This window comes from Methylophilus sp. (genome assembly GCF_052173275.1).
Classification (GTDB): Bacteria; Pseudomonadota; Gammaproteobacteria; order Burkholderiales; family Methylophilaceae; genus Methylophilus.
The window spans coordinates 129712-156536 of record NZ_JBQMUL010000002.1 but is presented as its reverse complement, the minus strand read 5'-3'; the positions used below and the strand labels follow the sequence as shown (position 1 = coordinate 156536).

The following is a 26825-nucleotide window of genomic DNA, read 5'->3' as shown; positions in this document are numbered from 1 at the left end:
ATTGAGCTCTTATGATTCATTTAACTGAACGTATCACTGTCAGCGGCCACATCGATGACACGCTAGAATTACCTTTTGACCTGCGGCAGAAAAGTCGCCTGCGCGTGACGCTGGCCTCAGGTAATGAGGCGGCACTTTTTTTAAGCCGCGGCATTATTCTGCGCGGTGGCGATTTGATCCAGTCTGCAGATGGCAAGCTGGTGGTGCAGATCGTGGCTGCACAAGAGCCGGTGTATAACGTGATCGCACCGACGCCACGCGACCTGATGCGGGCTGCTTATCATCTGGGCAACCGGCATGTGCCGCTGCAGATTGGTGATGGCTGGTTGCGGCTGGAGCAGGACTATGTGCTCAGAGATATGCTGGTGGGGCTGGGCATGCAGGTGAGTGAAGTACAGGCGCCATTTGAACCGGAGGCCGGTGCTTACGGCGGTGGCCACAGGCACGGTCACGAAGACGATGGCTTGCAATCCTTGCGTCCGCGTCTCAAAGGGCAGGGTAGCTAGATGGCCAATGCCCTCGCATTAAGCCGTTTATTGCAATTGGCTAGCCCTATGCTGCCGGTAGGCGCCTATTGCTATTCGCAAGGGCTGGAGTGGGCGATTGAATCAGGCGAAGTGAAAGATGTGGCTTCGGCCCAGGCCTGGATCAGTGATAGTTTGCAGATCTACCAGGCGCGCTTCGAGTTGCCGGTGTTATATCGTTTATACCAGGCATGGCAGGCAGGTGACCTGGTTGCAGTGCGTGAGTGGGACAGTTTTTACCAGTCCGGGCGCGATACGGCAGAAGGCTGGGCTGAAACACGGCAGATGGGCTACTCCCTGCGCCGTTTACTGAATGACCTGAAACCCATGTCAGAGGAATTAGTCGCGCAGGTAAATACCCTGGAATCGCCGGCTTTTCCCACCTTATACGCCGCGATTGCCCATCACTGGCAGATTCCGCCTGAACAGGCTTTGCATGGCTACGCCTGGGGCTGGCTGGAGAACCAGGCCAGTGCCGCCATGAAAACAGTGCCGTTAGGTCAGGTTGCCGGACAAACCATTTTATTCGCCATGGGTGAACAGTTGCCACACGTGGTAGCGAGCGCCATGGCTTTACCTGACGATGCCATGAGTAATTTCAACCCTTTACTCAGCATCGCCGGTTGCCAACACGAAACACAATACAGCAGGTTATTCAGATCATGAAAATACATACCCAGTTTGATACTCCCACTCCGGCAGTCACTGATTTTAAAGAGCCATTACGCGTAGGCATCGGTGGCCCGGTCGGCTCCGGTAAAACGGCACTGACACTCGCGCTATGCCAGCGCTTGCGCGAGGCATATAACATCGCCGTCGTCACCAACGATATCTACACCAAGGAAGATGCCGAGTTTCTGACGCGCAACGAAGCCTTGTCGCCCGAGCGCATTATCGGCGTGGAAACCGGCGGCTGCCCGCATACGGCCATCCGTGAAGATGCGTCCATGAACCTTGAAGCGGTCGCGCAATTGAGCAAACGTTTCCAGACACTGGACATCGTGTTTGTCGAAAGTGGCGGCGATAACCTGGCGGCGACGTTTAGTCCTGAACTGTCGGATTTAACCATTTATGTGATTGATGTGGCGGCAGGCGAGAAGATCCCGCGCAAAGGTGGCCCGGGTATCACCAAGTCAGACCTGCTGGTGATTAACAAGATAGACCTGGCGCCTATGGTTGGCGCCTCGCTGGAAGTGATGGCTCAGGATGCCAAACGCATGCGTGGTGAAAAACCGTTTATTTTCAGTAACCTGAAGAGTGGGCAGGGGTTGGAGGAGATCATCACCTTCATCGAAAAACAAGGCCTCATGCAATAAAGCTGAACGCTGCCTGCCTGTGGCGGTGTTGCATGGGCTTGCCGTACTATTTGTACTGTCTGCGCCCATGCGCCTTGCCACAAACAGGCAGCGTTCAGCTTTGAGTAGCGTGTTCATGGGCGAGCTAAGTAATATAGTTACAATTCTGTGGGAGAAGATTTAATGAAAAAAAGTATTCTGTTAGCTATCGGGGCGAGCGTGGTTTCAGGTTCTGCATATGCACATCCGGGGCATGATTTGCAGGTGGGGTTTGCGAGCGGGTTTTTGCATCCGCTGACGGGCTGGGATCATTTGCTGGTCATGTTGTCATTGGGTATCTGGGCGGCGCGGCGTCCGGCGCAGCAGGGCTGGCAGTTGCCTGTATTGTTTGTCAGCGTGATGGCGGTATTTGCGGCGCTGGCCATGGTTTGGCTGCCGATGTCACTGGCTGAAGTACTGGTCGCGGCCAGTGTGCTGGTGATGGGTGGCTTGCTGATTGTTAAAGGTCAATTCTCCAGAGGGGCACAATTTTCAGTGGTGGCATTGGTAGCGGCGGCCCATGGCTATGTGCATGGTACAGAGCTGGGCCAAAGCTGGAATGCCTTGGGCGGCATGGTCTTGGCGACTGCTGGCTTGCATGGGTTGGGCTGGGTGCTGGGCCGGCAGCAGCAACCATGGCTTAAAATGGTGACCCGGCTGCTGGGTGCGGTGATGATGGGCCTGGGGGCTTACTGGCTGGTGGCCTGATCCAGTAATTTCCACGCCACACAGTGTAGTTTTAAAAGCGGATCATGCAGGTCCGCTTTTTTATTGTGTTGATCTAAATGTAAAGCCCTGTCAGTATTCTTGCCTTAGCCGCCTGCGTCAATTAACGTAGTGATTGATTGGCCTGCCCGTTTTAAGATAGCTTCGGGCAGCGCTATGGCCTTGTGTCAAGGCATCGTCATTGCTGCGTTCTGAATACCTATCCTCTTTAAGGGTTTTGATTGTCTATACCGTCTGCCGGAATATCCGCTGAAGTCACTGCCGAACCGATACAGCGTATCGTCAAGATCCGTCGCGACTATAACAACTGGGTAGCCAACGAAACAATTGAAGATTATGCGTTGCGCTACACGCCACGCGCTTTCCGCAAGTGGTCTATTCTTCGCGTCTCCAATACCGCGCTGGGTGCGATCTCTTTCCTGGTGCTGGAGGCGATTGGCGGCACGATCACCATTAATTATGGTTTCCCCAATGCTTTATGGGCGATTCTGGCGGTAGGTGCGATCATCTTCCTGACCGGGTTGCCTATCAGCTATTACGCGGCCAAGTACGGGCTGGATATGGATCTGCTGACCCGCGGCGCCGGGTTTGGCTATATAGGCTCGACCATATCTTCGTTTATTTACGCTTCGTTTACGTTCATCCTGTTTTCGCTGGAAGCGGCGATCATGGGCTATGCGCTGGAACTCTATTTCCATTTGCCGCTATATCTGGGTTATCTGGTCAGCGCGCTGATCGTGATTCCGCTCGTGACGCATGGCGTGACGCTGATCAGTCGTATCCAGATGATCACGCAGCCGATCTGGATCGCGCTGATGTTCCTGCCTTTTTTCGCGATTCTGCGCGCAGACCCGAATGTGTTAAGCCGCTTGAGTGATTTTGCCGGTGTATCTGCCAACGGCGGGCATTTCAATTGGTTGATGTTTGGCGCGGCGACTGCGGTGGGTGTGGCGCTGATTCCGCAAGTGGGCGAGCAGGTGGACTTTTTGCGTTTTATGCCCGCGCGCACTAAAGAGAATTACTGGCGCTGGAACCTGGGTGTATTGCTGGCCGGGCCTGGCTGGGTGATCCTGGGGATGCTGAAAATGCTGGCAGGGGCCTTGCTGGCTTATCTGGTATTTAACCGCGACATGCCGCTGAGTTCAGCAGTCAACCCTACGCATATGTACCTGGTGGGCTTTGAGCATGTGTTCAGCAACCACGAGATCGCGCTGGCGGTGACAGCACTGTTTGTCTGTGTCTCGCAAATCAAGGTCAATATGACCAATGCCTATGCCGGTTCACTGGCGTGGTCTAATTTCTTCGCCCGGCTCACGCATAGTCACCCTGGTCGCATAGTCTGGGTGGCATTTAACGTGATGATCGCCATCGTGTTGATGGAACTGAATGTGTTTCAGGCACTGGAAGAGATTTTAGGGTTATATGCCAATATTGCCATTGCCTGGATTGCCGCAGTGGTGGCTGATCTGGTGATCAATAAGCCACTCGGCCTAAGCCCGAAAGGCATAGAGTTCAGGCGCGCTTATTTATATGACATCAACCCGGTAGGCGTCGGTGCAATGTTCATTGCTTCGGCTGTGTCTATCGCTGCCTATACCGGTTTTATGGGGGTAGTGGCGCAATCCTTTTCTACCTTTATTTCATTGTTCACCGCGCTGTTGTTATCGCCGCTGATCGCCTGGTATACCAAAGGCAAGTATTACCTGGCCAGGCAACGGCCGGTCTATCTGCAACCCGCCGCGACTAAGCAATGCGTCATCTGCGAGCGCGAATATGAACTCAGTGATATGGCGCAATGCCCGGCTTATGGCGGCGCGATCTGTTCGCTGTGTTGCTGCCTGGATGCCAGGTGTCATGATGCCTGTAAACCGCAGGCGCGACTGAGTGCGCAGTGGGAAGCGCTGAACCGCAAGATTCTGCCAAAAAGCTTATGGCCGCATCTGAATGGGGGTGTTGCCCATTTTTTGTTGCTGATGGTCATTGCCATGCTGTTGTTCGGCGCCACTATAGGTTTGATTTACCTGCATGATTCGCTGACCATAGGCCAGGAATCGCCTGAGCTGATGCGGCGCTTCCGCCTGGGTTATCTCAAGGTATTTGTCGCATTGCTGTTTCTGGGCGGCATTGTCGCCTGGTGGCTGGTACTTACTTCTGCCAGCCGTCGCGTGGCGCAGGAAGAATCCAACCGGCAAACCGGGCTGTTGCTGGAAGAGATCGAGTCGCACAAAAAAACCGATACCCAGTTGCAAAAAGCCCGTCGCCTGGCTGAAGAGGCCAACCAGGCCAAAAGCCGCTACATCACCGGTATCAGCCATGAGTTGCGCACGCCGCTCAACAGTATCCTGGGTTATGCGCAGTTGCTGACCAATGATGACAGCATCCCGGACCACCGCAAGCAGGCGATCAAAACCATTAGCCGTGGTGGTGAGCATTTGCTGTCACTGATCGAGAGTACGCTGGATATTGCGCGTATTGAAAGCGGCAAAATGGCGTTTGATGTCAAGCCGCTGCATTTCCCTGAATTCATCACGCATATCGTCAGCATGTTTGAGATACAGGCGCAAAACAAAGGCCTGACTTTTCATTTTGAACAGGTCGGCAGCCTGCCTGAATATGTGCGGGCAGACCATAAACGCCTGATGCAGATACTGGTGAATATTCTTGGCAACGCGGTGAAATTCACCACCAAAGGCAGTGTGACTTTCCGCATCAGCTATGCCCGCGAAATTGCGCAGATCGAGATACAGGATACCGGCCCCGGCATTGCGCCGAATGAGGTGGAGAAAATATTTGAGCCGTTTGAGCGTGGCAGCGCGGCCAATGTGGTCGGCATAGGCGGCACTGGCCTGGGCCTGACCATCAGCAAGCTGTTGACGCAACTGATGGGTGGCGAGATCCATTTCGATAGCGTGGTTGGCTATGGCACGCGTTTTGATATCCGTTTGTTTTTACCGCAGATCCGCGAAACGGCGCATTTGTCCAAACAGGCAGTGCGCCAGCGTACCGGCTATGAAGGCCCGCCACGTACCATCCTGGTAGTGGATAATGAAGACGCAGACCGCGAGTTATTACGCGACACTTTGCAGCCACTGGGCTTTATCATCCACGAGGCGGCTAACGGCCAGGCCTGTGTGAACCAGTACCAGGCAGTGAAGGCCGATTTGATACTGATGGATCTGGCCATGCCGGTGATGGACGGCTGGGAAGCCGCTTATATCATCCGCGAGGTGCATCACTCGCAGATCCCGATCGCGATCGTGTCGGCCAATGCCTATGACCGCAGCCTGGACAACCAGGCCAAGATCCCGGCACAGGATTTCTTTGTCAAACCGGTCAATCTGGACGAAGTGCTGGATTGGGTGGGGCACCGGCTTGGCCTGACCTGGCGCTATGTGGATAGCAGCCTGGACCGACAGGCGCTTTCAGTCGCCGAGTCTGCCGTGGCGATTGAACCTGTCGATACTAAAGCGATCCCCGAAGCCTTGCTGGATAACCTGATGCAGTTTGCCAAGGTTGGCTATGTCAAAGGCGCGCGCGAGGTGATGGCGACACTGACACGCGAATACTCACACCACCAAACATTGATTAACGCGCTGAATGCGGCCATGGAACGCTTTGATTTTGCTACACTGCAGCGCCTGATTGAGGATGCGAAATGACCAACCCACACTATACCGTCCTGATTGTGGATGATGTGCCGGAAAACCTGGCTTATCTGCATGACGCCCTGGATGAATCGGGCTATCAGGTTTGCGTTGCCAATTCCGGCGAAATGGCCTTGCAGGTCGCGCATCTGGTGCAACCGCATGTGATATTGATGGATGCCATGATGCCAGGCCTGGATGGGTTTGCCACTTGTAGACGTATCAAATCCACGGCTGAAACCCAGCATATCCCGGTGATTTTCATGACCGGCCTGACCGAGATCGAACATGTGACCATGGCATTTGATGCCGGCGGGGTTGATTATGTCACCAAGCCGGTACGTCCGGCAGAAGTACTGGCGCGCGTGAAAGCGCATGTGCAGAATGCCACCAAAATGCATCAGGCCACTTCGGCTTTAGACGCGTTTGGTCAGGCCACCATCGCCATTTTACCGGCGGATAAACGGCTGGTATGGCAGACGCCGTTAGCCAAGCAATATCTGGAACAGTATTTTGCCGAATGGGTAGCCAAAGAAGCCTACAGCGCAGTGCAAACCCTGCCGCCCATGATTTACCAGTGGCTGGAAAGCTGTGTGCAGCAATTCGCCGCCGGGCAGGGCATGCAAACCCTGAGTGTCAATCAGGGCAATGCGCGGCTCAGCCTGACCGTGGCCAACACCAGTGAAGAGCAATGGGTGATCGTGTTGCGCGAGCACTCTGATGAGTTGCAGATCGAGTCACTGGGTAAAGTATTCCAGCTCACCAAGCGTGAGTCGGAAGTGTTGTACTGGACGGTGAAAGGCAAAACCAATAAGGATGTCGGCGAGATCCTGGGCACCAGCCCGCGCACCATCAATAAACATCTTGAGCATGTGTTCCAGAAACTGGGTGTAGAAACCAGGACCGCGGCTGCTTCGCTGGTAACTTCAAAAATCAAGTTTTAACGGCATGACCTTTTGCCGCCAGTTCCTGCTTTATAAATTGGATAAGCAGCTTCACATTGGGTAATTGCCCAGGCTTCTGCGTGGTCATCGCGTTGAGCGGCGCACGTTCTGCTTCATAATCAGTCAGCGCTGCCACCAGTCTGCCCGCCTGCAAATCCTCAGCCACATCCAGCCGTGATTTGTAAGCGATGCCGTATCCGGCCAATGCCCATTGACGAACGATCTCACCATCATTCGTGACTTTGCTGCCAGACACTTTGACATGTATCACGTTGCCATGATGTTCAAACCGCCACTGGTTGTGCACGGCGCTCTCCAGCATAAAACACAGACATGCATGGTTGAGCAACTCTTCAGGGTGTGCTGGCACGCCATGCAATTCCCAGTATTCAGGGCTGGCGCAAATCACCCGTTGATTGGCGGGCATCAGGGAAGTGGCGAATAAATTTGAATCGTCGGGGACACCATAGCGTATCGCCATATCTACCGTTGATTGGTAGAGATGCGTGACTTTGTCGCTCACCAGTAGTTTGATTTCCAGCTTGGGATGCTGGTGCTGGAATTGATCTATCAGTTTTCTCAGTATGCCCCGACCTAGATCCGAAGGTGCGGAAATCGTCATGCGGCCACTGATCTCCCGTTGTTCCTGATGTAACACTTGCTGGCCTTCACGCATGGTATCCAGCGTGGCTTTGGCAAATGGCAGGTAACGCTGGCCGGCCTCGGTCAGTGCCACATGGCGCGTAGAGCGTACCAGTAATTGCGTATCCAGATGTTGCTCAAGGCGCTTCAACGCCAGGCTGGCGACAGCAGGGCTGATCTCCAGCACCTTGCTGGCAGCAGAGAATCCCTGATATTCACAGACAGTCACAAATACTTGTAAATCGTTAAGGGTAATCATTGTTAATAATTTATTGATTAATAATCAAATAATACATTGTTTTTTATTGATAATCGTAAATGTAAGATACGTGCAGTGAATCAATAAAGGACACACGTATGAAAGCGATTGGGTTTTATCAAAACTTGCCTGTGCAGCAAGCCGACGCATTACAAGAGATCGAGCTGCCTATACCAACGGCCAGCGGGCATGACCTGCTGGTGGAAGTGAAAGCGGTATCCGTCAACCCGGTGGATACCAAACTGCGTCTCGGCAGTGCGCCGCCCTCAGGGCAGGCCAAAGTGCTGGGCTGGGATGCGGCTGGGGTGGTCAGTGCGGTGGGTGAGCTGGTGACACTTTTCAAGCCAGGCGATGAAGTCTGGTATGCTGGCTCGATTACCCGCCCGGGCAGCAACGCCGAATATCAGTTGGTGGATGAGCGTATAGTCGGTCGCAAACCTGCCAACTTGTCCTATGGCCAGGCCGCTGCTTTGCCATTAACGGCACTTACTGCCTGGGAGTTGCTGTTTGACCGCTTGCAGGTGAGCAAGCTGGATTGCCAGGTGACAGCCTGGGAGTTACTCCATGACCGATTGCCGCCCAACAGTGAAGATCACAAGGCCAGTATACTGGTGGTCGGGGCTGCTGGTGGCGTTGGTTCTATCCTGATCCAGCTATTAAAGCAGCTCACTGATTTAACCATCATCGCCACCGCCTCACGGCCTGAGAGCCGTGACTGGTTGTTGCAACGGGGCGCCCATCATGTGCTCGATCATAGCGCTGCTGGAAAAGAGCAGGACATGCCAGCACAATTACAGCGACTGGGTTTGCCAGCGGTAGACTACGTGATTGGCCTGAACAAGACAGAGCAGCATTTTGCTGCCATGATTGAGATGCTTAAGCCACAAGGCAAGCTGGCACTGATCGATGACCCGGAGTTGATCGATGTGCGTCTGCTCAAGAAAAAAAGTCTTTCTTTGCACTGGGAACTGATGTTTACACGCTCACTGTTTGGCACCGCGGATATGATCAGGCAACATGAGATATTGAATGCGGTGGCTACAATGGTGGAACAGGGGCAGATTCAATCCACCGTGCAACAGCATCTTGGCAGGATCAATGCGGAAAACCTGCGTCGAGCACATGCCTTGATAGAGCAGGCGCAATCTATAGGCAAAATTGTTCTTGAAGGTTTTTAAACACGACAGCTAAAGGAAAACATATGGACTTGCAACTGGCAGGCAAAAAAGCATTGGTGTCCGGTTCTACGGCAGGCATTGGCCTGGCGATTGCGCGTTTGCTGGCACAGGAAGGCGCAGAAGTGATTATCAATGGCCGCTCCGATGCTTCGGTGCAGCAGGCAGTTGCGGACATCCAGCAAACGACTGGCAAAGCGGTGTCGGGTTTTGCAGGCGATCTGACACAGGCCGCTGTGGCAGAGGCTCTGGTTTCCCGCTATCCGCAAGTCGATATATTGGTGAACAACCTGGGTATTTTTGAACCGAAAGCGTTTGAAGATATCCCTGATGCCGACTGGCTACGTTTTTTTGATGTGAACGTATTGAGTGGCGTACGCCTGGCCAGGCTCTACCTGGCGGGTATGAAGCAAAAAGACTGGGGCCGGATCGTGTTTATCTCCAGCGAGAGCGGGGTGCAGATCCCTCCGGAAATGATTCACTACGGCATGACCAAATCTGCACAGATCGCAGTGGCGCGCGGCCTGGCAGAATCACTGGCTGGCACGCAGATCACCGTCAACAGTATATTGCCCGGGCCTACGCGCTCACGTGGTGTTGGCGATTTCGTTGAGGCGCTGGCGCAAGCAGAAAACAAATCGCAAGCGGCATTTGAACAGGACTTTTTTGAGCATGTCAGGCCGACCTCGCTGATCAAACGCTTTGCAAGCACAGAAGAAGTCGCCAGTCTGGTGGCTTATATTGCCAGCCCCTTATCCTCAGCCACTACTGGCGCCGCTTTACGTGTCGATGGCGGCGTGATCAAAAGCGCGTTTTAGCCTGCTATTCGCTCTCCCGGCCAGGCGCTTTTGCTGTTGATGTCGTGCCAGGCAGGGTGACTCTGCTGGCCGGGCATGTTAATGTCACCCATCATCGATCATTCACGGATTAGACTTGATGCGGTTGTTCCGGCATGCACACTCCTTTGACGCACTAGCGCAACACTATGGCGAGCAATATAAATGGATGGTGCTATGCATCATCGGCCTTGGCACCATTGCCGGGGTGTTGTGCACCTCCAGTTTTAATGTGGCGGTGCCAGCGCTCACCAGAACCTTCCATCTGGGCCAGGACCATGTGCAATGGGCGATGACCGCCTTCCTGGCTGCCATGACTATCGCCATGCTACCTGCCGCCTGGCTGCTGGAGCGCTTTGGCTTGCGGCGTGTGTTTATGGCGGCATTGTGGCTGCTGATCGCGGCCAGCATCGCCGGGTTCTATTCGCATACCTTTGTGCACGTCGTGATTGCACGCCTGGTGCAAGGACTGGCAGCCGGCGTGTTGCAACCTTTGGGTATCATGGCGTTGATGCGCTTGTTTCCACCCAACATTCAGGGACGCGCGTCTGGCATCCTGATCGTCGGCATTGCTTTTACGCCTGCCATCGCGCCTTCCATCAGTGGCTGGATGCTGGACCAGTTTGGCTGGCAGGCTATTTTCCTGTTAGGTGTGCCGTTTGCTTTTCTGGCCCTGATCGCTGCCCGCATCTGGTTGCCGGCCCCGCGTAAAAGAGAAGTACAACCGTTTGACTGGGCTGGCCTTGGCTGGTTATCGGCTGCCTCGATAGGGTTAATCGAGTTTGTGTCCAGCTTGCACCATAGTGGGGTGGCCGCATTCTGGACCTGGGGCTATGCCATCTTGCTGGTTGTCTCCATGACTTGCTACATCCGGCATGCGCATCGTTTGCCGCATGCGATTATCCAATTACACCTGTTCTCCCGGCCTACATTCAGCCGCGGTACTTTCGTGGCATTTGCCTATGGCTTTGGCTTATTTGCCTCGACGTATCTAATCCCGGTATTTTTGCAAACAGCAATGTCTTTCAGTGCAACCGACGCCGGTCTGCTACTGCTGCCTTCCGGCATTGCGCTGGTGCTGACCATTCCATTTGCCGGGCGTATGGCGGATCAACTCTCGCCCAGGCGCATCACGCTGGCAGGCTTAACGATATTCGGCGCCTCATTTCTGGTGTTTGTCTTCGCTGCCGATACGGTGCAATACTGGGAGATCGTCGCCGCCACTGTGGTTGGCCGCATAGGCCTGGGCATGATACTACCCGCACTCAATCTCGCCACCTTGCATGAAATGGAGCCGCAACATCTGGGGCAATCTTCTGTGGTCGTCAGTTATGCCAGACAATTAGGCGGCGTGGTCGGCGTGACCATGATGGCGGTTTTTCTCGAGTGGCGGCAAGAGATGTGTGGCGCCAGTGCTGCCGGCATCTTCCAGGCTTATGCGCAGGGCTTTTTGTTACTTTCTGTGGTGTTTGTGCTGGCGATTATAGTCGCCACAGGCATGAAAGACGCCAGGCGTTAAAGTTTCAATCTCCAGGCCTGCATGCTGGACGGTTCAAACCCGTGCTGTTGGTAGAGTTGCTGGGCGGCAATATTGTCGTGATCAGTCAACAAGGTCATTCTGAGTATCTGCTGGCTACGTGCAAACGCCAGGGTATATGCCAGCAATTGCGAGCCTATGCCCTGGCTACGGTATGCCTGGTGCACGACCATATCTTCCAGTAAGGCGGCACGGCCACCCAGAGCGGTAGAAATCGTGAAGAGTAAACTCACCATGGCAATCACTTCACCCTGATGTCTTGCCACCAGAATACGGCCGGTGTCCGGTTGCTCAAGGATGGCACTCAGGCCGCGTTGCTGGGCGGTGATATCAGGCGTGAATTCGTGTTCTTGCGAGAACAGCAATGTGAGCAGGGCGTTTAATGCAGGCAGGTCAGCCAGTTGCGCTGGCGCAAAAGAAATCGCAGTGTCAGATATCTTGTTCATACTTTAGATATCTGCACACTGCGATCATATGGCTGTGCTAGTTTTTTGATGAAGGCTTATTTTTCTACGAAAGCTTTTTCAATCACGTAGTCACCGAGCTCACCGATACGTGGTGAAACCTTGAAGCCACGTTTGTCCAGCATGTCGGCAGTATCCTTAAGCATCGCCGGGCTACCGCAGATCATGGCGCGGTCTGTTTCCGGGTTCAGTGGCGGCAGGCCGATATCTTCAAATAGTTTGCCACTTTCAACCAGGTCAGTCAGACGGCCCTGGTTTCTGAACGGCTCACGTGTCACTGTCGGGTAGTAGATCAGCTTGTTTTTCACTTCTTCGCCAAAGAATTCATTATTTGGTAACTCCTGGCTGATAAAGTCGGCATAGGCCAGTTCATTCACATAGCGCACACCGTGAATCAGGATCACTTTTTCAAAGCGGTCATACACTTCGATATCCTGGATCAGGCTCATGAACGGGGCCAGGCCGGTACCGGTAGAGAAGAAATACAGGTTTTTGCCTGGTTTCAAATCGTGCGTCACCAGGGTGCCTGTTGGTTTGCGGCTCACTAAAAGCGGATCGCCCACTTTCAAGTGCTGCAGGCGAGAAGTCAGCGGACCGTTAGGTACCTTGATGCTGAAAAACTCCAGATGTTCTTCGTAGTTCGGGCTGGCGATACTGTAAGCACGGGTCAGCGGCAGGCCGTCTACTTCCATGCCTATCATCACAAACTGGCCGTTTTCAAAACGCAAACCTGGGTCGCGCGTGGCCTTAAAACTAAACAGGGTGTCGTTCCAGTGATGAACGCTCAAGATCGTTTCGGTGGAATATTTTTTATTACTCATGTCTTATTTTTACTCGCGACTAGGCAAAGGATTTGAATTTAAAGGGTTTATTCTAAGCGACTATTATAACGCAGCTGTCAGTTCTGGCACGGCTTCAAACAAGTCAGCCACTAATCCGTAGTCAGCAATCTTGAATATCTGCGCTTCCGGGTCCTGGTTGATTGCGACCACCACCTTGCTGTCCTTCATGCCATAAGCATGCTGAATCGCGCCAGATATACCGACAGCGATATACAACTCAGGCGCGACCACTACACCAGTTTGGCCCACTTGCAGGTCATTCGGCGCGTAACCGGCATCTACCGCGGCACGGCTGGCGCCAATCGCGGCATGCAATTTATCCGCCAGTGGTGCGATGACCTGGGCGAAAGCGTCAGCACTGCCTAAAGCACGGCCACCGGAAACCACAACTTTGGCCGCGGTCAGGGCAGGGCGTTCGGATTTATTGAAGGCTTCGGAGACCCAGCGGCTGCCTTGTGGTGCTGCAGGTGTGTCAATCGCTTTGATCTCGGCCGTTGCGCCTGTAGCAGCAACCGCAAATTTGCTGCCGCGCACGGTTAATACCTGTGTTGCATCCTGGTTATGCACGGTTGCCAATACGTTACCGGCGTAAACGCCACGCACGTAAGTATTACGATCCTGGATCTCCAGCACGTCGGACAGCATGTTCACATCCAGCAACGCGGCCACGCGTGGCAGCACATTTTTGCTAAAGGCGCTGTGTGCAGCCAGCACCACGTTGTAATTGGCGGCCAGCGGCACGATGATATCAGCCAGGTGCTCGGCGGTCGGATGTTGCAAGGCCGCGTCAGTGGCGACTAACACTGTGCTGATACCTTGCAGGGCAGCCACTTGTGCGGCCAGTGTTTCTGGTTGTGCGCCAGCGATGAGCACGTCAACCGGCTGTTGCCAGTGTTGCGCCGCAGTTACGGCACGGGCTACTTGTTCGTTTAAATGCTGGCCGTCATGTTCGGCAATGATCAGTGTTCTCATGAAATAATCCCTTGATGTGTCCGCAGTTTGCTTAATAACTCATTCACGTCTTTCACCATCACGCCAGCAGGGCGTGCCGGTGGCGCGGCTACTTTCAACTGTTGCACATTGTGGGTGAGAGTAACGATGAGCGAATCGAGCGGGATGTTTTCCAGCGGTTTTTTCCTGGCCATCATCAAATTAGGCAGTTTTACGTAGCGCGGCTCGTTCAGGCGCAGGTCAGCCGTGATCACGGCAGGCAGGTCGACCACCAGTGTCTGTGTGCCGCCATCAATTTCGCGGACTACAGTGGCCTGGTTATCGGCAATGGTGATTTGCGAAGCGTAAGTCGCTTGCGGCAGTTTCAGCAACGCAGCGAGCATTTGGCCGGTTTGGCCGGCATCGTCATCAATCGCTTGCTTGCCGAGTAAAATCAGCTGCGGCTGCTCACGCTCTGCCACGGCTTTCAATACTTTGGCGACGCCCAGTGAATGCAGGGTTTCCTGGGTTTCTACCAGCATGGCGCGGTCTGCACCCATGGCCAGGGCGTGGCGTAAAATATCCTGATTGGCAGCGCCACCAATGGTGACGGCGATGATTTCAGTCGCAATGCCTTTTTCTTTCAGGCGGATGGCTTCTTCAATCGCGTTTTCATCAAATGGGTTAACGCCCATTTTCACGCCTTCAATCTCCACATCCGAGCCGTCTGCCTTGACGCGCACCTGGATGTTGTAATCGACGACCCGTTTAATCGCCACCAATATTTTCATAAACCTAATACTTTCATAGAACGTTTGATTTGGTAAAAAATTGCTTGCACGTTGCCGAGCATTTTAAGCTAGCTTATAATATTTATTAAATTGATTATTATAATAATATATATCTGTTTTTTAGATGGATTTGATGCCGCTCAATATTGGCGTGTATAGCCTAATGACAGTACCGTTATCATCTCAATGAAATATACCCTCAGGCAGTTGGAGATATTTGTCGCTATCAGTCGCGCTGGCAGCGTTTCACGCGCCTGCGAGCAATTGGCGTTATCGCAATCTGCCGCTAGTACCGCGCTGATCGAGCTGGAAAAACAATTTGAGATCCAGCTGTTTGACCGCGTCGGCAAAAGCTTGCGTATCAATGAGTCTGGCCAGCAACTACTGCCCAAAGCGGTGGAGTTACTGGACCGCGCCCGTGAGATTGAACGCATGCTACATGGCCAGCAGGGTTACGGGCACTTGAAAATAGGCGCCACGCTCACTGTCGGTAATTACCTGGTTGCATTATTGGTCGCTAAATTCCTGCAACAATACCCGCAAAGTCATATCCAGCTACAGGTGCAAAATACGCGCACCATCGTTGAGCAAATTGCGAATCATACACTGGATTTGGGTATGATAGAGGGCGAATGTAATCACCCGGATATTGCCGTAGCGCCATGGATCGCCGATGAATTGGTGATTTTTGCCGCCCCGTCGCATTCGCTGGCGAAAATCGCACAGACTGGTAAAACCATCTACAAGTCTGATTTATTATTGCAGCCATGGATAGTCCGCGAAAAAGGCTCAGGCACACGCGAGACATTTGACCGCGCGTTCAGCCAGGATTATTCCAGGCTGAACATCACGCTGGAGCTGGAGCATACCGAGGCGATCAAGCGTGCCGTGGAATCTGGCCTGGGCATAGGCTGCATCTCCAGGCTGGCGCTCAAGGACGCGTTCCGTCGCGGTAGCCTGGTGCCTATCGAAAACCATAGTTTGCAGTTTCACCGGAATTTTTATTTTTTGTGGCACAGGCAAAAATATCAAACCGGCGGTATCCGCCAGTTTCTGGCGTTTTGTCAGGCGTTCACCCAAGGCGCAGCGCGCAGTGACCTGATCGATATCCCGGCGATTGCCTGATGGCTCAAGTCTGATTGTAGGAGGAAGTATGGAAAGAGATGTAATGGAATATGATGTGCTGATTGTCGGCGCTGGCCCTGCCGGACTGTCCGCAGCCATCCGTCTCAAACAATTAGCACAGGCGCAAGGGCAGGAACTGGGCGTGTGCGTGCTGGAAAAAGGCGCCGAAGTCGGCAGCCATATATTTTCAGGCGCAGTGCTAGACCCGAGAGCGTTACAAGAACTATTGCCAGACTGGCAATCACTGGGCGCGCCGCTCAATACGCCGGTAGATAAAGATACGTTTGTTGTGCTGGGTGAGCAAAAAGACTGGGCGTTGCCTGAATGGACATTGCCACCCCTGATGCGCAACCATGGCAATTACATCGTCAGTCTGGGCGAAGTATGTCGCTGGCTGGCGACGCAGGCGGAAGAACTGGGTGTAGAGATCTACACCGGTTTTTCTGCACAAACGCCAAGTTATGACGAAGCCGGCCGCATGATAGGTGTGATCACTGGCGATATGGGTCTGGATAAACAAGGCAATCCCACCGCCAACTACACGCCGGGGATTGAAATCCGCGCCAAATATACCCTGGTCGCCGAAGGCACGCGCGGCTCACTGACCAAACAGCTGGAAGCGCGTTATGGCTTGCGCGCAACTTCCAGTCCGGCCAAATACGGCCTGGGGTTCAAGGAAATCTGGCGCGTGAAACCGGATCTGCATCAAAAAGGCCTGATTGAGCATACGCTGGGCTGGCCGCTGGATGCCAACACTGGTGGCGGTGGCTTTATTTACCATCATGGTGAAAACCAGGTGTCGGTCGGCTATGTCGTGCACCTGGATTACAGCAATCCATATTTGTCATTATTTGATATTTTCCAGACCTATAAAACCCACCCGAAACTGAAAGCGCTGCTGGAAGGCGGTCAGCGCCTCAGCTATGGCGCGCGTGCTATTTCAGAAGGCGGCATACAGTCGCTGCCAGAACTGGCCTTCCCGGGCGGCGCATTGCTGGGTTGCAGCGCCGGCCTTGTGAACGTGCCCAAAATCAAGGGCAGCCACTATGCCATGAAATCCGGCATGCTGGCGGCAGAATCGGTGTTTGACGCCATTCAGCAAGGCGCACCTGAAATCTTGGCCAGTTATCCGCAAAAACTGCGTGCATCGTGGATCTGGCAAGATCTAACTGCGGTGCGCAATGTGAAACCCTACTTGTCCCGCTGGGGCACCTGGGTAGGCACCATGCTGGGCGGTGCGGAAATGTGGTTATCCGGCTTTGGGATCACCTTGCCCTGGACCCTGCAACATACCGCTGCCGATCATTCCACCCTAGAGGAAGCTGATAAAAGCCGCCAGCCTGTGTATGCCAAACCAGATGGCGTACTGACGTTTGATAAACTCAGTTCAGTAAGCCTGTGCAATATCGGCCATGATGATCAGCAGCCATGCCATTTGAAACTGACGGTGCAGGATATCCCGGAACGCGTCAATCTGCCCAAATATGCCGGGCCGGAACAGCGCTATTGCCCGGCGGGGGTGTACGAGTTTATTGAGCAATCTGGTGAGCAGGTATTGCAGATCAATGCGCAGAATTGCATCCATTGCAAAACGTGCGATATCAAGGACCCGACGCAGAATATTAACTGGGTGCCACCGGAGGGTGGGAGTGGGCCTAATTATGTTTCGCAGTGATTTGGTTGCACGCGTAATGGCTGTTTAAGCGGCCAGTCTGCACGGTATGTAGAAAACCAGTGACTATCTATCTCCTCGCGTAGGTGAGGGGCGTAGTGAGTGATGTGCGCGTGCAAGAGGGCCGGCTTATTTGGTCGCATTATGCGCCAGAATGACGGTCTGTTGCAGCACACAACAGCTTTCGCGGGTTAAAGAATAGACTTCAGATGCGCGTGGCCGCTCAGCGTTTCTGCGTCAAAGCAATAAACGCCGCTATCCAGCCTATCAACGTCGAGGCCAGTAAAATCAACCCGCCAATATTCACCAGGTGGAACACAAGCTGAAAACTACTCTGGTAATTATTAGCCAGCAGCTGCACCGGCTGTTTCAAGTTCCAGACGATTGCGAATAACAAGCCGACGGCGATTAAGCCACCACCCAGGCCATAAACACTGCCCATATATAAAAACGGGCGGCGGATAAAGCTGTGCGTGGCACCAATCAAACGGCTGACTTCGATCTCGGGCTCATGCGTGAGCACCTGCATGCGCACGGTGTTGCTGATGACTGTGACCATGGCAATGCCCAGCAGGCAGGCGAAGATCAGGGCGATGCGTTTGCCTAATAGCAGCATGGCGTTCAGGCGTTCGATCCAGACGCTGTCGATGACCAGTTCTTCGACTTCATCGCGCGCTTGTAGCATTTCCTGTACCGGTTTAGCAGTGTTGGGCTGTGTGTCAGCCAGGGTGATAAACAGGGCGTCGGGCAGCGGGTTTTGCGGCAAATCGGCGAGCAGGTCTTTTTGCAGGAACTGTTGGCCCAGTTGCTTGATCGCTTCTTCCTTGGGCACATAGCGCACTTCTTTGACTTGCGGTAGTTCCTGCACGTCATTGATCAGGCGTTGGATGACGTTGCCGTTAAGCGCCGGTTTGAGGAAGGCACTCATTTGCGCGTCCTGCTTGATGGAGCGCGAGGCGTCCTGCAGGTTGTCCACGCCAACGAAAAGCAGGCCTGGTAGCGTGACGGTGATGCCTATCACCAGCCAGATGGTGAGTGTGTTGAGCCAATGCGCTTTCAGTCGCTGCAAGACCAGTTGCATGGCCAGGGTGTGTTGATTCAGCCAGTTTTTCATGCTTGTACCCTCATAGCATGCCTACCTGGGCGGGCATGGCCGTGATCGTTTGCTGGTCTATATGCAGGGTTCTATAAGCGATGGTGCTGACCTGCGCCACATCGTGCATGGCGATGACGACGGTGACGCCGACATCGTTAAATGCTTTGAGCAGTTGCATGATTTCCAGTGAGGCAACCCTGTCCAGGCCGCCGGTTGGTTCATCGGCAATCACGATAGAAGGGCGGCTGACCACCGCGCGTGCAATCGCCAGGCGTTGCTGTTCGCCACCGGAGAGGGTGATGGGCATGGCTTTTTCTTTGTTCAGTAATCCTACTTTGTCCAAGGCGGCGCGCACGCGGCGGGCGGCTTCTTCGCCGGTAATGCCCTGGATGCTGAGCGGCAGGGCGACATTGTCAAAGCTGTTACGGTCATACAGTAGTTTATGATCCTGGAACACCAGGCCAAAACGGCGGCGCAGGTAAGGAATGGCGTTTTGATGTAACTGGCTGATGTCTTGTTCATTGATCAGGATATGGCCGCCGGAGGGCGCTTCTATGCCTGCCATCAGTTTGAGCAGGGTGCTTTTGCCGGCGCCGGATTGGCCGGTGATCAGCACAAAGTCGCCTTTTTCAATATTAAAACTGACCTGGCGGAACAGGTGCGCGCTGTTGGGATAGCGCATGCTGACATTATTAAATGCGATCATGGGTTTGCAATCTGGTTTGATGATCCATAGTTAAAGAGTGTCATGGCTAATCAATCAATGCATCGATAAAGTCATTGGCTTCAAACGGGCGCAAGTCATCAATGCTTTCACCGACGCCGATAAAACGGACCGGAATCGTGTGTGCGGATTGTCCGCTTAAATGGGCAATCGCTGCAATCACGCCGCCTTTGGCGGTGCCGTCCAGCTTGGTCAATGCCAAACCGGTGACGCCTAAAGCCTCATTGAAAGCTTTGAGCTGGTTAACCGCATTCTGGCCGGTGTTGGCGTCCAGCACCAGCAGAATCTCATGCGGCGCGCCTGGCAATGCCTTGTCAATCACGCGTTGCACTTTCTTGATTTCATCCATCAGGTGCAGCTGTGTGGGCAGGCGGCCAGCCGTATCGGCGATCACTACATCTATTTTTCGGGCAATCGCAGAATTGACTGCATCATAGATCACGGCGGCGGGGTCCCCACTTTCCGAGGCAATCACCTGCACCTCGTTGCGTTCACCCCAAACCTGCAATTGTTCACGCGCGGCAGCACGGAAAGTATCCCCGGCGGCAATCAATACGCTGTGGCCTTGCCCTTGCAGGTATTTCGCCAGTTTGCCTATGGTGGTGGTTTTGCCTGCGCCATTGACGCCGACCATCATCATCACATAAGGCTGGTGGCCGCTGACATCCAGCGGCGCTTGCAAAGGCGAGAGCAGGTCAGACAAGGTTTCTTTCAGCGCCTGTTTCAATGCGATGGTGTCTTGCAACTCTTGCCTTTTCACGCGGGCGCGCAATTGCTCAAGCAGGTGCCCGGTGGCACTCACGCCCACATCCGAGGTCAGCAGGATGGTTTCCAGCTCCTCGTAGATATCTTCATCTATCTTGCCGCCACCAAACAGCGCACTGAGTTGCCCGCCCAGTTGCTGGCGGGTTTTTGCCAGGCCGTTTTTGAGGCGCTGGGCCCAGCTCAGGCTGGTGGTTTCTTCGGGGGCAGGGGATGAAGACTCGGTTTTTTTGGCAAATGGATTGAACATGGCAGCTTAAAACTCGGTAATATGCCTATTTTAAGCCGAATCGACATTTACCGCCACGACCATGGCTTTGCAATGAGTGACAAAAGCCCATGGATGTATTTTAAACCCGGCTTGTATCAATAGATTCATGCGAACTAAGTCGTGACGGCATCAGTCACACCCACTGCTTTTACAACCTGTCTCTTATAGTGATTTCATCATGAAAAAAAGTTTCCCTCATCGCAGCCGCCCACTATTGTTATTGGCTGCGTTGCTCAATGTCTGCACCGCGCAGGCCGCTGAAATCGTCCAGACTACGCTGAAAAATGGCTTGAAGGTCATTGTGCAGGAAGATCACCGTGCGCCGGTTGTCGTGTCGCAGGTTTGGTATCGTGCCGGGTCGCTGGATGAAGTCAACGGTAAGACCGGGGTGGCGCATGTACTGGAACATATGATGTTCAAAGGCACCAAAAGCGTTCCTGCTGGGCAGTTTTCACGTCAGGTCGCAGCCGCTGGTGGTAAGGAAAACGCGTTTACCAGCAAGGATTACACCTGTTATTTCCAGCAGCTGGAAAAATCCAAATTGCCACTGTCTTTCAAGCTGGAGGCAGATCGCATGGCTCATTTGCAGATCACCGATGCCGAATTCGCGAAGGAGATTGAAGTCGTCAAAGAGGAGCGCCGCTGGCGCACAGAAGACAAGCCGCAATCCCGCGTCAATGAACAGTTCGATTCTTCAGTCTATCGTGCCCACCCGTATGGCCGCCCGGTCGTCGGCTTTATGAATGACCTGGATAATATGACCGCCGCCGATGCGCGCGAGTGGTACAACACCTGGTATACGCCGAATAATGTCACCGTGGTGGTGGTTGGCGATGTGCAGGCTCAAGCCGTATTCAAGCTGGCGGAAGAAACCTTTGGCAAATTGGCAGCCAAACCCTTACCGGCGCGTAAACCGCAGGTAGAGCCTGCGCAATTGGGTGAGCGCCGCGCGATTGTTAAAGCGCCCGCCAAATTGCCTACTTTTGTGATGGGTTTCCAGGCCCCGGCCATGAAAAATGGCGCAGGTTACAGCGAGCAGGATTGGGAGCCTTATGCGCTGGAGGTGTTATCCAGTGTGTTAAGTGGCAATGGCTCCTCACGCCTGAATCAGAAACTGGTACGCGAACAGGCGATTGCACTGGATATTGATAGCGGTTATGACGGCACTAACCGGGGCCAGTCCTCAGTATTTGAAATCGCTGCTTCGCCCAGCGAGGGCGTAGCGCTGGAGGACTTGCAAAAAGCCATCTGGGCAGTGGTGGATGAAGTGAAAAACAAAGGCGTGACGGCTGCCGAATTGCATAGGGTAAAAGCGGCAGTGATTGCTGCTGATGTGTATAAGCGCGATTCCATGTTTTACCAGGCCATGCAGATCGGGCAACTAGAAACCATGGGCTACCCCTTGAGCCTGCTGGAAAAAAACGCTGCGCGGGTAGAAGCGGTGACTTCAGAGCAAGTACAGGCCGTGGCTAAAAAATACCTGCTACCCGACCAGTTAACCCTGGTGACGCTGGACCCGCAACCTATGGACCCGAACGCCAAACCGGCCGGGCGACCTCACCAGCACTAGCTTGAACCATTATTGTAAATAACCACAGGTTATTTCGTCTCACCAGTGATGTAGGAAACAGAATGAACGCTTTGAATGTATTGAAAATCACCGTGCTGGCATTGCTGCTGCAAAGCCATGCCATCCATGCACTGGCCGGGTTGAATATCCAGCACTGGACCACCAGCCAGGGCAGTGAGGTCTATTTTGTTGAAAACCATGCTTTGCCTATGATGGATATCAGCGTGAACTTCCCCGCGGGTAGCGCACGTGATACACCAGAAACCTCAGGTGCTGCAGGTGTGACACATCACCTGATGGCATTGGTGGCAGGCGGGCTGGATGAAGAAGCGCTGACCAACCGTTTTGCCGATATTGGCGCCGTACTAGGCGGTAATTTTGATGCAGACCGTGCCGGATTCAAGTTGCGCACCCTGACCAGCGAGCAGGCCAGTGCGCTGGAAGCTTTCAGCTTTGTGTTGCACAAACCTGATTTCCCCGAAGCGGTGCTAAAACGTGAACAAGCCCGTATCGTGGCCGGATTGCAGGAAGCAGAAACCGAACCCGACAGCATTGCGCAAAAAGCGTTTATGCGTTCGGTGTATGGCATGCACGCTTACAGCCTGGACCAAAGCGGTGAGATCGATACCGTGCAATCCTTGACGGTGGCGGATTTATCCCGGTTTTACCAGACGCATTACACGGCAAAATCAGCCGTGATCGCCCTAATAGGAGACTTAACCCTGACGCAGGCCAGGCAGATTGCAGAACGCTTAAGCACAGGTTTGCCGCAAGGCCCGGCAGTTGCGCCAGTCGCACCGGTGCCCGCCTTAAAAACAGCCAGCGTGAAAAAACTACCGCACCCGGCCTTGCAAGCGCACATCCTGCTCGGCCAGCCGGGTAATAAACGTGGCGATGCGGATTTCTTCCCTCTATACGTCGGCAACTATATTCTGGGTGGCGGCGGTTTTGTTTCGCGCCTGACGGAAGAGGTGCGTGAGAAACGCGGGCTGGCCTACAGCGTATACAGTTATTTCCTGCCCATGGCCGAACTCGGCCCTTTCCAGATCGGTCTGCAAACTAAAAAAGAGCAGGCGGAAGAGGCGCTGAAGCTGGTGAATGCAACCGTGCAGAAGTTTGTGGAAAAAGGCGTGACCGAGCCAGAGCTCAAGGCGGCTAAAGATAACCTGATCGGTGGTTTCCCGTTGCGCATAGACAGTAATGGCAAAATACTGGAATACCTGAATATCATCGGCTTCTACAAACTGCCGCTGGACTATCTGGATAGTTTTAACGATCACGTTGCACAAGTGACCGTGCAGCAGGTGAATGACGCATTTAAACGCCGTATCCATCCTGAGAGTTTTGCCACCGTGATCGTTGGCGCTGAGTAAGCTTTATAAAATATAAAAGCCGACGATTGTCGGCTTTTGATTGTGTGACGCTAGATAAAAGATGCTTCTACAGCAATGCACCCTTGCGTTTTTTGCGCGCCAGAAAGTAATACAGCACCGCGCCCAGCAGGTTCAAAAAGAAAATCACCAGGAACCAGACCAGTTTATCGTCCTTCTGATCAGCCAGGCAATCCACCAGCATCCATAGCCAGAATACAGTCAGTGCTAGCCCGATCACGCTGCCCAGCAGGCCGAAACCAAATAAAAATTCCATGTCTATTTTCCTTATCAATTTTTATGAATGATAGCACGAACCGTTTTTCAGCCAGGCAATGCAAATCCCGCCATTGGCTGGAACCCATTTATAATAACGCTTTCTGCTCGCTGATCGATTGAATTACCTTCATGAATCAAGTTCGTATTAATGCCGGTGTCTGGCGTAGCCGGGTACTCAAGTTCCCGGATGCCGATGGCTTGCGCCCCACGCCGGACCGTGTGCGCCAAACCGTGTTCAACTGGCTGGGGCAAGAATTAACCGGTAAAACCGGCCTGGACCTGTTTGCCGGCACCGGTGCGCTGGGCTTTGAAGCGTTGTCACGCAATGCCAGCCAGGTCACCATGCTGGAACTGGCCAAAGGCCCATTCCAGGCCTTGTTGCAAAATCAGGCCTTGCTGCAAGCCACCAAGGCCGATATCCGGCAGGCCGATGCGCTGAAATTCCTGGCGAAAAATACACAACGTTACGACGTTATTTTCTGTGACCCGCCTTATCACAAACAGTGGCTGGATAAACTGTTGCCACTGCTCGCAGGGCATTTGTCTGCAGAAGGCTGGGTTTATGTAGAAGCCGAATATGCGTTAAAATCCGATTCGGGCTGGCAAGTGGTCAAATCTGGCAAAGCCGGGCAAGTGTTCTATCACCTGCTGCAACCCGCCGCCACATCAGCGACGCACCCTTGAGTGCACACAGACTTTCGGGATATTGGGAATGAATAAAACCAGAATTGCAGTCTATCCGGGCACCTTTGACCCGATCACCATGGGGCACGAAGACATCGTGCGCCGCGCAGCCAACCTGTTTGACCAGGTGATCGTGGCCGTGGCCGGCAGCACCAGCAAGCAGACCCTGTTTAGCCTGCAAGAGCGCGTGGTACTGGCGCAATCAGTCTTCAGCGGCGAAAACATCAAGGTCGTCGGCTTTGATGGCCTGTTGATGCAGTTCGTCCAGTCACAAGGCGCGCAGATGGTCATTCGTGGCCTGCGCGCCGCCAGTGATTTTGAGTACGAATTCCAGCTGGCCGGCATGAACCGCAAGCTGTATCCCAAACTGGAAACTCTGTTTATGACGCCAGCAGAAGAATACATGTTTATTTCTTCCAGCCTGGTGCGCGAGGTGGCGCGCCTGGGCGGCGATGTAAACCAGTTCGTATCACCCGGCGTTGAAACTGCCATCAAGCAAAAACTGATTGTATAAATGTCCCTGTTTATTACCGACGAATGCATAAATTGCGATGTTTGCGAGCCTGTGTGCCCAAACGAAGCCATTTTTCAAGGCGAAGAGATTTATGAGATCAATCCGGATCTGTGCACCGAATGCGTAGGCCATTTTGACAAACCGCAGTGCCAGCAGGTGTGCCCTATCAGCTGCATTCCGCTTGACCCTGACCGCGTGGAAACCCAGGAACAGCTGATGCAAAAGTACTTGCGCATTACCCAAGCCTAAATCCTGTCTGCACCCTCCCAGAACAAAGACGATAAGCAGCCTGAAATGGCTAAATACAGCCAGTTTGGCTATAAACAGCCAATTTAATTCTGATTCAATTAAATTTTATTTTACAAAGATATTCATAATCAATAGCTTGATGTGAGGTCAGGTGCCGGGAATGGCCCTTGCTTGATTCTTTCAAAGCATTTTTTTGAAAAGCATCTGCAATGAATTCCTCGATCGAATGGCATGGCATTAATTTAAGGTGGGCATACAGCGAGTTGCTGCCTGCCATTTATAACGACATTCGTTGCCGTCATAAAGCCTACGATATCCTGCATGATGCGCTATTGAAATTCGCTATTTCGCCGACCGCCATCAACCTCGAAAAACCGCATGCCTACCTGCGCGTCATCGCGCAAAACCTGGCCAATGAAGACCGCAGGGTCAGTAAAAGATTAATTGCATTTTCAGCCAGCGAAGAGTTCAGCCTGCCGGAATTTATCAATGATCCGACAAGACTGGCGCCGTCGCCGGAGGAATTGACCTCTATCAAACAACGGCTAGAAGCCTTGCAAAGAGTCATTAACCGGCTCCCGCCCAAGTGCCGTGAAGCGTTCTGGTTATATCGCGTAGAGCAAATGCCACTCAAAGACATTGCTGAAAAACTGTCTATCACGGTGAACATGGTGTCACGCCACATCACCCGCGCCATGCTGGATTTAACAAAACTGCAAGACCAGATCCGCTAATCATGCCCGCCACCCATACCGACAAATTGCGCGAATCGGCGATTGCCTGGTTTATCCGCATCAGGGATGCTGAAGCAGATGACGCCGTTCGCGGCAAGTTTGAGCAATGGCTGATGGCAAGCCAGGCACACCAGCAAGCCTATGCGGACGTGTCCAAGGTATGGGAATCGTTTGACTCTACCCCTGAGCTAGAAAAGCTGGCCGGTATTGCCGAGCAAAATACTTTCTTCCAAAAAGCAGAGCGCGCGCAACGTATCAAAAAATACGTGGCCGGGGCGATGGCTGCGGCAGTGATCGGCCTTGGCGGATTATTGGGTCTGCAAACCTGGCATGCACAACCCACCTTGCAACTGGTGGCTCAGGCCGAAGTCGGCGAAGTGAAATCGCAACGCCTGGATGATGGCACCTTGCTGACCATGAACACCGGTGCCGAGATTGAAATCACGTATTACCGTGATCGACGCCTGGTAACCCTCAAACAAGGCGAAGCCATTTTTGAAGTGGCACGCGACGAACAACGCCCGTTTATTATCGATAGCGGCAAAGCGCAGATTACAGTACTAGGCACGCGTTTTGCGGTAAACAGGCTGAAAAAACTCGTGCGCGTCAGCGTTGATCACGGCACTGTTAAAGTCGAACAGCATGACGCTGATAACACCTTCAACCCGCATGCATTGATATTGCACGATGGTGAAGTGGCTGAAGTGAACACCGGTGGCACAGCGCCAGTGCACACCAAACGTCAGGCCGCTGATGCCTTCGCTTTCGAAAAAGGCATGGTGATTTTTGAAGAGGCCGATATGGATGAAATTGCTGAGACGTTATCCAGGTATCGTAAATTGCCGCTAATCGCTGAGCAGCCGATATCCGCAAAAGTACATATTAGCTCAATGCTAAAAGCGGATTCGATTGAAACCTTTATCAATCAAATGCCTGAAATGGCCCCGGTACGTATTGTGCAAACAGCCAAGGCCACGATGATTAAAAACGCTTCATCAAATAAAGGAAATGCGCAATAAATGTTTGCGCGGGTAAATTGCTGCGTTGCGCGGTACTCATAGCCTCGTTGTATATCACATACTATCTCGGCTTCTGCGTTCCGTGCGCCTTGCACTTTATCCCGCTCA

General features: G+C 53.3%; 27 protein-coding genes. 18 read left to right on the top strand and 9 right to left on the bottom strand.

Annotated features, from left to right (window positions below):
• The first annotated feature begins 11 nt into the window (after positions 1-11).
• From ureE to ACTS9Y_RS02220, 6 genes are all read left to right on the top strand, one after another.
• On the top strand, positions 12-506 hold the full coding sequence (gene ureE / locus ACTS9Y_RS02245) for an urease accessory protein UreE (RefSeq protein ID WP_442584388.1): 495 nt from the start codon (positions 12-14) through the stop codon (positions 504-506).
• Positions 507-1190 (top strand): urease accessory protein UreF, encoded by a 684-nt coding sequence (locus ACTS9Y_RS02240; protein ID WP_442584387.1) that lies wholly within the window; start codon positions 507-509, stop codon positions 1188-1190.
• Positions 1187-1840, top strand: coding sequence for an urease accessory protein UreG (gene ureG, locus ACTS9Y_RS02235; RefSeq protein ID WP_442584386.1), 654 nt, complete (start codon positions 1187-1189; stop codon positions 1838-1840). The genes ACTS9Y_RS02240 and ureG overlap by 4 nt, the downstream gene beginning before the upstream one ends.
• A gap of 162 nt (positions 1841-2002) precedes the next feature.
• A complete protein-coding gene (locus ACTS9Y_RS02230; RefSeq protein WP_442584385.1) occupies positions 2003-2566 on the top strand; it encodes a HupE/UreJ family protein in 564 nt (187 codons plus the stop codon).
• Between the two features lie 239 nt (positions 2567-2805).
• Positions 2806-6243 (top strand): hybrid sensor histidine kinase/response regulator, encoded by a 3438-nt coding sequence (locus ACTS9Y_RS02225; protein WP_442584384.1) that lies wholly within the window; start codon positions 2806-2808, stop codon positions 6241-6243.
• Positions 6240-7172, top strand: coding sequence for a response regulator (locus tag ACTS9Y_RS02220; protein WP_442584383.1), 933 nt, complete (start codon positions 6240-6242; stop codon positions 7170-7172). The genes ACTS9Y_RS02225 and ACTS9Y_RS02220 overlap by 4 nt, the downstream gene beginning before the upstream one ends.
• Here the strand turns inward: ACTS9Y_RS02220 and ACTS9Y_RS02215 are convergent.
• Positions 7162-8073, bottom strand: a complete 912-nt coding sequence (locus tag ACTS9Y_RS02215; protein ID WP_442584382.1) for a LysR family transcriptional regulator — start codon at positions 8071-8073, stop codon at positions 7162-7164. The two genes, ACTS9Y_RS02220 and ACTS9Y_RS02215, sit on opposite strands and share 11 nt — an antisense overlap.
• Before the next feature lie 98 nt (positions 8074-8171).
• Here ACTS9Y_RS02215 and ACTS9Y_RS02210 point away from each other — a divergent pair, with 98 nt between their 5' ends.
• The 3 genes from ACTS9Y_RS02210 to ACTS9Y_RS02200 all read left to right on the top strand — a co-directional run bounded on the left by ACTS9Y_RS02210 (position 8172) and on the right by ACTS9Y_RS02200 (position 11603).
• Positions 8172-9251: a zinc-binding alcohol dehydrogenase family protein gene (locus ACTS9Y_RS02210; RefSeq protein WP_442584381.1), complete on the top strand. Its 1080-nt coding sequence runs from the start codon at positions 8172-8174 to the stop codon at positions 9249-9251.
• Between the two features lie 23 nt (positions 9252-9274).
• On the top strand, positions 9275-10066 hold the full coding sequence (locus ACTS9Y_RS02205; RefSeq protein ID WP_442584380.1) for an SDR family NAD(P)-dependent oxidoreductase: 792 nt from the start codon (positions 9275-9277) through the stop codon (positions 10064-10066).
• 118 nt (positions 10067-10184) lie between these two features.
• Positions 10185-11603 carry an MFS transporter gene (locus ACTS9Y_RS02200; RefSeq protein WP_442584379.1) on the top strand — a complete coding sequence of 473 codons (1419 nt, stop codon included), beginning with the start codon at positions 10185-10187 and terminating at the stop codon, positions 11601-11603.
• Here ACTS9Y_RS02200 and ACTS9Y_RS02195 read toward each other — a convergent pair.
• The 4 genes from ACTS9Y_RS02195 to ACTS9Y_RS02180 all read right to left on the bottom strand — a co-directional run bounded on the left by ACTS9Y_RS02195 (position 11600) and on the right by ACTS9Y_RS02180 (position 14648).
• The gene (locus tag ACTS9Y_RS02195) at positions 11600-12067 is read right to left on the bottom strand and encodes a GNAT family N-acetyltransferase (RefSeq protein WP_442584378.1); all 468 of its coding nucleotides are present in this window, start codon (positions 12065-12067) and stop codon (positions 11600-11602) included. The two genes, ACTS9Y_RS02200 and ACTS9Y_RS02195, sit on opposite strands and share 4 nt — an antisense overlap.
• A 56-nt stretch (positions 12068-12123) precedes the next feature.
• Positions 12124-12906: a ferredoxin--NADP reductase gene (locus ACTS9Y_RS02190; protein ID WP_442584377.1), complete on the bottom strand. Its 783-nt coding sequence runs from the start codon at positions 12904-12906 to the stop codon at positions 12124-12126.
• A gap of 63 nt (positions 12907-12969) precedes the next feature.
• Positions 12970-13899: an electron transfer flavoprotein subunit alpha/FixB family protein gene (locus ACTS9Y_RS02185; protein ID WP_442584376.1), complete on the bottom strand. Its 930-nt coding sequence runs from the start codon at positions 13897-13899 to the stop codon at positions 12970-12972.
• Entirely contained in the window at positions 13896-14648 is a 753-nt protein-coding gene (locus ACTS9Y_RS02180; protein WP_442584375.1) for an electron transfer flavoprotein subunit beta/FixA family protein, read from the bottom strand. Before ACTS9Y_RS02180 ends, ACTS9Y_RS02185 begins: the two co-directional genes overlap by 4 nt.
• A 186-nt stretch (positions 14649-14834) precedes the next feature.
• Between ACTS9Y_RS02180 and ACTS9Y_RS02175 the strand changes: the two genes are divergently transcribed.
• Both ACTS9Y_RS02175 and ACTS9Y_RS02170 read left to right on the top strand, forming a co-directional pair.
• On the top strand, positions 14835-15773 hold the full coding sequence (locus ACTS9Y_RS02175; RefSeq protein ID WP_442584374.1) for a LysR family transcriptional regulator: 939 nt from the start codon (positions 14835-14837) through the stop codon (positions 15771-15773).
• A gap of 28 nt (positions 15774-15801) precedes the next feature.
• Positions 15802-17448, top strand: coding sequence for an electron transfer flavoprotein-ubiquinone oxidoreductase (locus ACTS9Y_RS02170; protein WP_442584373.1), 1647 nt, complete (start codon positions 15802-15804; stop codon positions 17446-17448).
• Positions 17449-17668: 220 nt separating this feature from the next.
• Here ACTS9Y_RS02170 and ftsX read toward each other — a convergent pair whose 3' ends face one another.
• From ftsX to ftsY, 3 genes are read right to left on the bottom strand one after another with little or no spacing between them, the layout of a single operon-like run.
• Complete coding sequence (ftsX, locus tag ACTS9Y_RS02165; protein WP_442584372.1) at positions 17669-18559, bottom strand: permease-like cell division protein FtsX; 891 nt, start codon at positions 18557-18559, stop codon at positions 17669-17671.
• A gap of 10 nt (positions 18560-18569) precedes the next feature.
• Positions 18570-19247, bottom strand: coding sequence for a cell division ATP-binding protein FtsE (gene ftsE, locus ACTS9Y_RS02160; protein ID WP_442584371.1), 678 nt, complete (start codon positions 19245-19247; stop codon positions 18570-18572).
• A gap of 46 nt (positions 19248-19293) precedes the next feature.
• Positions 19294-20277, bottom strand: coding sequence for a signal recognition particle-docking protein FtsY (ftsY, locus tag ACTS9Y_RS02155; RefSeq protein ID WP_442584370.1), 984 nt, complete (start codon positions 20275-20277; stop codon positions 19294-19296).
• Positions 20278-20476: 199 nt separating this feature from the next.
• Here ftsY and ACTS9Y_RS02150 point away from each other — a divergent pair, with 199 nt between their 5' ends.
• Positions 20477-21868 (top strand): M16 family metallopeptidase, encoded by a 1392-nt coding sequence (locus tag ACTS9Y_RS02150; protein ID WP_442584369.1) that lies wholly within the window; start codon positions 20477-20479, stop codon positions 21866-21868.
• A 62-nt stretch (positions 21869-21930) separates the two neighbouring features.
• Positions 21931-23241 carry a M16 family metallopeptidase gene (locus ACTS9Y_RS02145; protein WP_442584368.1) on the top strand — a complete coding sequence of 437 codons (1311 nt, stop codon included), beginning with the start codon at positions 21931-21933 and terminating at the stop codon, positions 23239-23241.
• Between the two features lie 67 nt (positions 23242-23308).
• Here ACTS9Y_RS02145 and ACTS9Y_RS02140 read toward each other — a convergent pair whose 3' ends face one another.
• Entirely contained in the window at positions 23309-23515 is a 207-nt protein-coding gene (locus tag ACTS9Y_RS02140) for a PLDc N-terminal domain-containing protein (RefSeq protein ID WP_442584367.1), read from the bottom strand.
• A gap of 131 nt (positions 23516-23646) precedes the next feature.
• Here ACTS9Y_RS02140 and rsmD point away from each other — a divergent pair, with 131 nt between their 5' ends.
• The 5 genes from rsmD to ACTS9Y_RS02115 all read left to right on the top strand — a co-directional run bounded on the left by rsmD (position 23647) and on the right by ACTS9Y_RS02115 (position 26717).
• Positions 23647-24201: a 16S rRNA (guanine(966)-N(2))-methyltransferase RsmD gene (gene rsmD / locus ACTS9Y_RS02135; protein WP_442584366.1), complete on the top strand. Its 555-nt coding sequence runs from the start codon at positions 23647-23649 to the stop codon at positions 24199-24201.
• 28 nt (positions 24202-24229) lie between these two features.
• Positions 24230-24715 (top strand): pantetheine-phosphate adenylyltransferase, encoded by a 486-nt coding sequence (gene coaD, locus ACTS9Y_RS02130; protein WP_442584365.1) that lies wholly within the window; start codon positions 24230-24232, stop codon positions 24713-24715.
• Positions 24716-24964, top strand: a complete 249-nt coding sequence (locus ACTS9Y_RS02125) for a YfhL family 4Fe-4S dicluster ferredoxin (RefSeq protein ID WP_442584364.1) — start codon at positions 24716-24718, stop codon at positions 24962-24964.
• A gap of 209 nt (positions 24965-25173) precedes the next feature.
• Positions 25174-25698: an RNA polymerase sigma factor gene (locus ACTS9Y_RS02120; protein ID WP_442584363.1), complete on the top strand. Its 525-nt coding sequence runs from the start codon at positions 25174-25176 to the stop codon at positions 25696-25698.
• Between the two features lie 2 nt (positions 25699-25700).
• Complete coding sequence (locus ACTS9Y_RS02115) at positions 25701-26717, top strand: FecR family protein (RefSeq protein ID WP_442584362.1); 1017 nt, start codon at positions 25701-25703, stop codon at positions 26715-26717.
• Positions 26718-26825 lie beyond the last annotated feature (108 nt).

What these genes read in the sequence shown, in the direction of transcription:
- ureE (WP_442584388.1), top strand. Translation starts at nt 12, where the DNA reads ATGATTCATTTAACTGAACGTATCACTGTCAGCGGCCACATCGATGAC.
- ACTS9Y_RS02240 (WP_442584387.1), top strand. Translation starts at nt 507, where the DNA reads ATGGCCAATGCCCTCGCATTAAGCCGTTTATTGCAATTGGCTAGCCCT.
- ureG (WP_442584386.1), top strand. Translation starts at nt 1,187, where the DNA reads ATGAAAATACATACCCAGTTTGATACTCCCACTCCGGCAGTCACTGAT.
- ACTS9Y_RS02230 (WP_442584385.1), top strand. Translation starts at nt 2,003, where the DNA reads ATGAAAAAAAGTATTCTGTTAGCTATCGGGGCGAGCGTGGTTTCAGGT.
- ACTS9Y_RS02220 (WP_442584383.1), top strand. Translation starts at nt 6,240, where the DNA reads ATGACCAACCCACACTATACCGTCCTGATTGTGGATGATGTGCCGGAA.
- ACTS9Y_RS02215 (WP_442584382.1), bottom strand. Translation starts at nt 8,073, where the DNA reads ATGATTACCCTTAACGATTTACAAGTATTTGTGACTGTCTGTGAATAT.
- ACTS9Y_RS02210 (WP_442584381.1), top strand. Translation starts at nt 8,172, where the DNA reads ATGAAAGCGATTGGGTTTTATCAAAACTTGCCTGTGCAGCAAGCCGAC.
- ACTS9Y_RS02205 (WP_442584380.1), top strand. Translation starts at nt 9,275, where the DNA reads ATGGACTTGCAACTGGCAGGCAAAAAAGCATTGGTGTCCGGTTCTACG.
- ACTS9Y_RS02200 (WP_442584379.1), top strand. Translation starts at nt 10,185, where the DNA reads ATGCGGTTGTTCCGGCATGCACACTCCTTTGACGCACTAGCGCAACAC.
- ACTS9Y_RS02195 (WP_442584378.1), bottom strand. Translation starts at nt 12,067, where the DNA reads ATGAACAAGATATCTGACACTGCGATTTCTTTTGCGCCAGCGCAACTG.
- ACTS9Y_RS02190 (WP_442584377.1), bottom strand. Translation starts at nt 12,906, where the DNA reads ATGAGTAATAAAAAATATTCCACCGAAACGATCTTGAGCGTTCATCAC.
- ACTS9Y_RS02185 (WP_442584376.1), bottom strand. Translation starts at nt 13,899, where the DNA reads ATGAGAACACTGATCATTGCCGAACATGACGGCCAGCATTTAAACGAA.
- ACTS9Y_RS02180 (WP_442584375.1), bottom strand. Translation starts at nt 14,648, where the DNA reads ATGAAAATATTGGTGGCGATTAAACGGGTCGTCGATTACAACATCCAG.
- ACTS9Y_RS02175 (WP_442584374.1), top strand. Translation starts at nt 14,835, where the DNA reads ATGAAATATACCCTCAGGCAGTTGGAGATATTTGTCGCTATCAGTCGC.
- ACTS9Y_RS02170 (WP_442584373.1), top strand. Translation starts at nt 15,802, where the DNA reads ATGGAAAGAGATGTAATGGAATATGATGTGCTGATTGTCGGCGCTGGC.
- ftsX (WP_442584372.1), bottom strand. Translation starts at nt 18,559, where the DNA reads ATGAAAAACTGGCTGAATCAACACACCCTGGCCATGCAACTGGTCTTG.
- ftsE (WP_442584371.1), bottom strand. Translation starts at nt 19,247, where the DNA reads ATGATCGCATTTAATAATGTCAGCATGCGCTATCCCAACAGCGCGCAC.
- ftsY (WP_442584370.1), bottom strand. Translation starts at nt 20,277, where the DNA reads ATGTTCAATCCATTTGCCAAAAAAACCGAGTCTTCATCCCCTGCCCCC.
- ACTS9Y_RS02150 (WP_442584369.1), top strand. Translation starts at nt 20,477, where the DNA reads ATGAAAAAAAGTTTCCCTCATCGCAGCCGCCCACTATTGTTATTGGCT.
- ACTS9Y_RS02145 (WP_442584368.1), top strand. Translation starts at nt 21,931, where the DNA reads ATGAACGCTTTGAATGTATTGAAAATCACCGTGCTGGCATTGCTGCTG.
- ACTS9Y_RS02140 (WP_442584367.1), bottom strand. Translation starts at nt 23,515, where the DNA reads ATGGAATTTTTATTTGGTTTCGGCCTGCTGGGCAGCGTGATCGGGCTA.
- rsmD (WP_442584366.1), top strand. Translation starts at nt 23,647, where the DNA reads ATGAATCAAGTTCGTATTAATGCCGGTGTCTGGCGTAGCCGGGTACTC.
- coaD (WP_442584365.1), top strand. Translation starts at nt 24,230, where the DNA reads ATGAATAAAACCAGAATTGCAGTCTATCCGGGCACCTTTGACCCGATC.
- ACTS9Y_RS02125 (WP_442584364.1), top strand. Translation starts at nt 24,716, where the DNA reads ATGTCCCTGTTTATTACCGACGAATGCATAAATTGCGATGTTTGCGAG.
- ACTS9Y_RS02120 (WP_442584363.1), top strand. Translation starts at nt 25,174, where the DNA reads ATGAATTCCTCGATCGAATGGCATGGCATTAATTTAAGGTGGGCATAC.
- ACTS9Y_RS02115 (WP_442584362.1), top strand. Translation starts at nt 25,701, where the DNA reads ATGCCCGCCACCCATACCGACAAATTGCGCGAATCGGCGATTGCCTGG.